A 5,000-nucleotide genomic window follows, 5' to 3' on the forward strand; every position below is an offset into this window, starting at 1 on the left:
GCCGTGCCGTGCGCGCCCACGAGCGAGACGACGACGCTGTCGTCGCTCGCCGCCAGGCGGTGCACCAGCGCCTGCGCCAGGACGACCGCCAGCAGCCCGACGACGGCCGACGCCACGTACGCGACCCAGGGCGCGAGGTCGTTGGCGACGACGATGCTCCCCACGGCCCCGAAGACCACCGCGCCGACGCCGAGCGACGTGCCGGACAGCGCCCCGTCGCCCAGGTCGACCAGGTCGCCGACGAGGAGCGAGACGAGCAGCAGGACCATCCCTGCCGCGCCGATGAGGACGAAGACGAGCACGCGGTCTCCTAGGTGAGGGGACAGGTGAGGGGACGACAGGGCGAGTGATGGAGATGTGATGAACGTGTGACGGCGGCGCCACTCTAGCGAACTCCGAGACTCTCCCGGACCGCTTTTCCACAGGCCCGTTCCAGGTGCTCTGCCGACGTCCCTGCGCGATGCTCGGTGCATGCCTCTCGTGCCGAGCAAGGACCCTCAGCTCGTGCTGCTGCGCCACGGCGAGACGGAGTGGAGCGCCAGCGGCCAGCACACCGGTCGAACCGACCTCCCGCTCACGGCAGCCGGCGAGGAGCAGGCCCGCACCGCCGGCCACGCGCTGTCCGACATCACCTTCGCGGTCGTGTACGCGTCACCGCTCGAGCGCGCCCGACGCACCGCCGCGCTCGCCGGGCACGCCGACCCCGTCGTCGACCCGGACCTCGCCGAGTGGGACTACGGGCCCGTCGACGGGCGTTCGAGCGCCGACGTCACCACGCTCCTGGGCCGCGACTTCCAGATCTTCGACGACGGCGTGCGCGTGCTCCCGCCCGACCCCGAGCACGGGGGCGGACGCCCCGGCGAGCTGCTGGAGGACGTCGCCGCCCGTGCCCGTCGCTTCGTCGAGCGCGCGGACACCACCCTCCAGGAGGGCGGGAACGTGCTGGCCGTGGCGCACGGCCATCTGCTGCGCGTGCTCGCGACGGCGTGGCTCGGCGTCGACCCGCGCTACGGGGCACGCCTGGAGCTGGGGACCGCGGCGATCTGCCAGCTCGGCTACGGCCACGACCTGCGGACCATCGAGGGGTGGAACCTGCCGCCGCACGTCTGACCACCGACCCGCGACCGTCTGGCAGCATGTGCGCATGGCGCTGAACGAGGACGACCTGATCGACGGCGAACGCGTGGTCATGGCGCTGCACGAGCACGCGAAGGCCGTTATCTGGCCGTTCCTGCTCCTCCTCGTCCTGCTCGTCGCCGCGGCGTTCTCGTTCGTGGTCCCGATGGACGACGTCGTGCGCTGGATCGTGCTCGGCCTGCTGGTCGTCGTCGCCGTCGTGTGGGTGCTCGTCCCGTGGATGCGGTGGCGCAGCACGTCGTGGACCGTCACCACCAAGCGGATCGCGATGCGCTCCGGGATCCTCACGCGCGTGGGTCGCGACATCCCGCTCTACCGCATCAACGACGTCGCGCTCGAGAAGGACGTCCTGGACCGGCTGCTCGGCTGCGGCACCCTCCAGGTCTCCGACGCCACCGAGAAGGCGGGCATGGTGCTGCGTGACGTGCCGCGGGTCGACCGCGTGCAGGTGCAGCTCCAGGAGCTGCTGCACTCCGCCGACGACGGCTCGGACGACGGCGAGTGGCCGCCGACCGAGCCGGCACGCGGTCGACGCCGCTGACCGTCAGGACGCGGCGGTGCCGCCCTGCCCGCGCGGCAGCGGCAGCGGCTCCATCCACTGGTCGTCGGCCGTGAGGTCGATGCCGAACTCCGACGCGAAGCGCATCGCCGTGTCGACCAGGACGCCGTCCACCGACTCGTCGAGGTGGTAGACGCGGGCGCCGCGCAGGCGGTTGCGGTCCGCGCCGCTCAGCCCGTAGGTGCCGAACCCCGTGTTCCCCGAGTAGCCCAGCAGCACCCCGTAGTAGTTGCCGGAGTACGTGTTCACGTGGTCGTGCCCGCAGAACACGCCCCGCACGTCGCCGCGGTGCTGGATCGCGGAGAACAGCCCCGAGTTGAACGGGCCGGGGCACTCCTCCTCGTTGCGCTCCCCCACGATCTGGTGGCGTGCCGCGCCGCGCTCGTGGTCCGCGGCCGTGCGGCCGTCCACCGAGCCGAACCACATGAACCGGTACTCCCACAGGGGGATGTGGATGAACATCAGCGACGGGATCGCACGCCGCCAGCGCCGCTCCAGCTCCACGGACGTGCGGTAGTACCAGTCCACCTGATCCATCCGCACCCAGTCCCACGTCGGGTACCCGGTGAGGTTCTGGCCGGCGACGGTGCTGGGCGCGTACCTGCCCGAGTCCAGCAGCCACACGTTGAACGCCGGCCTGCCGTGGGTGCCCTCGATCAGCAGGTGCGAGTTGCCCTGGCCCGTGACGCCCTTCGCCGTCGGACCGTTCACGTTGTAGCGGTACGAGCGGTAGAACGCGAGCATCTGCGCCTCGTCCACACCGCTCTGGGGCGTCGAGTCCTCGTCGTGGTTGCCGAACGTGACCGCCCAGGGGACCTGCCGCTCCTCCATCGGCTGCACCACGTTGTTCATCGCCTGCCGCATCTCCAGCGGGGTGTCGCAGCCCCCCGTGATGTTGTCGCCGTTGAGGATCACGAGGTCGGGCTGCTCGTCGTCGAGCACCGCGCGCATCAGCTCCAGCGTGCGGCGGTCGATCTTCTCGTCGTCCTGCGTGTCGTTGAACTGCACGATCGTGTACGTGCCGTCCTTGCGGAACCTCAGCCTCGGCTCGCGGCCGTGCACGGTGGCGGCCGAGCCGGGTGCTGAGCCGGCGGCCCGTCCCGTGGTGTCAGCCGCGGCCGACGCGGCTCCCGCGACGACGCTGCCCGCCGCACCGAGCCCCGTCATGGTCATGAAGGTGCGGCGCCCGAGGCCGGACCCCCCGGGCCCCTGCTCCGTCACGCGCCCGGTCAGCTGCTCGTCCGTGTGTTCGGTCGCGTGGTCGCTCGCATGGTCGGTCGCATGGTCGTTCGCATGGTCGTGCGCGTGGTCGTGCGCGTGGTCGCTCATGACCCGGAACCTAGGAGCGCGCGGCGACGCCTGGCGGGCCGGACGATGAACCTCCCGTGGACACCTCTCGAACACCGCCGGACCGGTCGCCTCAGTACGGCGGCGGGCCGTCCGGCTCCCGTCCGAGGCCGGCGCTCTGGTCGCGCAAGGTGCCTGGCTCGACGCGTGGGTCCTGCGGCACCGGGTCGCGGACGAACCGGTGCCCGGTTGGGGCGACCCAGGTGGTGCCGCCGGTGTCCGGGTCTCGGGAGACCCGCCACCCGCCGACCGTCTTGGCGCGGTGGTGGGTGCGGCACAGCGCGTGCAGGTTGGCGCCGTGGGTCTGCGGACCGTCGGCCCTGGGGTCGAAAGGGTCGACGTGGTCCAGGTCGGACGACGTCGCCGGCGCCTGGCAGCCCGGGAACGTGCAGGTCACGTCGCGCGCCACGACCGCTGCCCGGAGCGCCTCGCTCGGCCGGTACGCCCGCGACGAGACGTCCGTCAGCACGCCGCTGCCCGGGTCGGTGAACAGGCGCTGCCAGACCGCGTCCGGGTCCGCCGCGAGCGCTCGCGCCATGGAGGCCGGGATCGGTCCGTGGCCGGCGAGGATCGCCGGCAGGTCGTCCGACCCCAGCAACGTGGACGCCGCCACCGACACCCGCACGGCAGCCCGCCGGTTCGCGCTTCTCGGCGGGGTGCCGCCCCGGTCCGCACGACCGGCGACGGCGCTCGGCGGGTCGTCCGTCCCGCCGACGGCGCTCCGCGGGTCGTCCGTCCCGGCACCGTGTGCCGGGTCCGGGCCGCCCGGGACGACGCGCCGGGTGACGAGCGCCGTCAGCGCGTCGGCGCGGCACGCGGCGAGGCGACGGGTCTCGCCGGGGCCGCGGCGCATCGCCTGGGCGACGTCGTCGATCTCGGCGAACGCCCGGGCCGCCTCGTCCGCGGGCAGGTAGGCGGTGAGGTAGGCCATCGCGTCGTCCACGGGTTCGAGCCGGACGTACCGCTCCGTCCGCGCCGCGCGGTGCCGCTCGCCCGCGCCGTCGGGGTCCACGGCGATCTCCGCCCGGCGGAGCCGCGCGCGGATCTGCGGCACCGTGAGGTGCTCGACGTCGGGCAGCAGGGCGGCGACCGCCTCGCGGCGACGGTCGTCCGGGAGCCTGCCGGCGTCGACCAGCGCCTCCGCCTTGCGCCGGTCGGCCGCGCCCGACGACAACGCCTGCGCGACCTCGGGCAGCCGGGACGTCCCGTGCGCCACGGTGACGAGCTGGGCGCCTCCGTGCCGTGTCAGCCCGAGCCGTGCCGCGACGGCGTCCGCCACGAACTCGTGCCGCGACGACCCGCGCGTGCGCTCCAGCATCTCCGCCAGGACCCGCGCGGACCCGGCCTGCGCCCACGCGGCGACCCGCTCCCACGCGGCCAGCACCTCGAGGATCGTGAAGTCGTCGAGGTCCGCCTCGTCGAGCGCCGCCAGCGTGCTCGCCAGCCCCGGCCCCGGCACGAGGGAGTCCAGGATCGCCAGCAGCGGGCGCCCGTCGGAGGCGACCGCGCCGTCGGAGGCGACCGCGCCGTCGGCGCCCTCGCTCGTCCGCCGCGCTCCGCCGGTGGGACCCCCGTCATTCCTTCCGTCGAGCCCTCCGCCGGACCCCACGTCGAGGCCTACGCCGGACCTCACGTCGGACCCCGCGTCGAGGACGACGTCTCCCCACACCCAGCGCACGTCGACGGGTTCAGCGTCACCGACTCGGGAACCGCTGCCCCCGGGGGCGGCGAACATGTTGTGCGCGAAGAACTTCGCCACCGCGATCTTGCCTTCGTAGAAGGCCCGGTCGCGATCGCTCGTTGTGTCGAGTGCCGCCTGAGCGACCTGCGCGCCGACCAGCAGCCGCCAGCCGATCAGCAGATCGCCCACCGCCAGCAGGAACCGCACCGAACCGAGGCCGACCTTGTAGAGCTGCTCGGGCTGTTCCTGTGCCGCCATGAGGTAGCCGGTGAGGGT

The 5,000-nt window shown here is 73.4% G+C and carries 4 protein-coding genes and 1 pseudogene; 2 read left to right on the forward strand and 3 right to left on the reverse strand.

Going from position 1 to position 5,000, the window contains the following annotated elements:
* A pseudogene (locus ACFT55_RS19000) lies at nt 1–302 on the reverse strand (hypothetical protein); the annotation flags it as partial.
* 169 nt (nt 303–471) lie between these two features.
* Here ACFT55_RS19000 and ACFT55_RS19005 point away from each other — a divergent pair.
* Together ACFT55_RS19005 and ACFT55_RS19010 are read left to right on the forward strand one after the other, a co-directional pair.
* Entirely contained in the window at nt 472–1,110 is a 639-nt protein-coding gene (locus tag ACFT55_RS19005; RefSeq protein ID WP_380245410.1) for a histidine phosphatase family protein, read from the forward strand.
* Between the two features lie 34 nt (nt 1,111–1,144).
* Entirely contained in the window at nt 1,145–1,678 is a 534-nt protein-coding gene (locus ACFT55_RS19010) for a PH domain-containing protein (protein ID WP_380245411.1), read from the forward strand.
* A gap of 3 nt (nt 1,679–1,681) precedes the next feature.
* On the opposite strand, the gene ACFT55_RS19015 is transcribed toward ACFT55_RS19010, so the two are convergent.
* Both ACFT55_RS19015 and ACFT55_RS19020 read right to left on the reverse strand, forming a co-directional pair.
* On the reverse strand, nt 1,682–3,025 hold the full coding sequence (locus ACFT55_RS19015; protein WP_380245412.1) for a metallophosphoesterase family protein: 1,344 nt from the start codon (nt 3,023–3,025) through the stop codon (nt 1,682–1,684).
* A 91-nt stretch (nt 3,026–3,116) separates the two neighbouring features.
* Nucleotides 3,117–5,000 (reverse strand): acyl-CoA dehydrogenase C-terminal domain-containing protein (locus ACFT55_RS19020; RefSeq protein ID WP_380245413.1); only part of this gene is annotated, 1,884 nt, incomplete at its 5' end.

Source organism: Isoptericola sp. NPDC057191 (genome assembly GCF_042670225.1).
In the GTDB taxonomy this organism is placed as follows: Bacteria; Actinomycetota; Actinomycetes; order Actinomycetales; family Cellulomonadaceae; genus Isoptericola.